The following is a 236-nucleotide window of genomic DNA, read 5'->3' as shown; positions in this document are numbered from 1 at the left end:
ATAGGCATAGTGCCGGGTGCCGGCGGCATTGTCTGCCAACGTGATTTCCGCATCGGGCCTGGCGTAACCAAAGGTGGTTTCGCCGTTGGCGGCCTTTGCGCCCTTGAGGGTGATCGAGGTGGGTTGCCCGGTCAGTTCGGGGGTGTAGGTATACTTGAACGTGCGTCCCGAAGGCTTGTCACGTTCGTCGATCAGCGTCGTCTGGCCTTGATAGCGGAAAGTCTCGGTCCGGTTGC

At 60.6% G+C, this 236-nt stretch carries 1 protein-coding gene; it reads right to left on the bottom strand.

Annotation, left to right across the window (positions count from 1 at the left end):
- Nucleotides 1–236 (bottom strand): hypothetical protein (locus SB719_RS22630; RefSeq protein ID WP_412160105.1); only part of this gene is annotated, 236 nt, incomplete at both ends.

The organism is Pantoea sp. SIMBA_079 (genome assembly GCF_046940275.1).
GTDB classification, from domain to species: Bacteria; Pseudomonadota; Gammaproteobacteria; order Enterobacterales; family Enterobacteriaceae; genus Pantoea; species Pantoea borealis.
The sequence above is the reverse complement of the archived record's forward strand: the minus strand, read 5'-3'. Positions and strand labels throughout refer to the sequence as shown.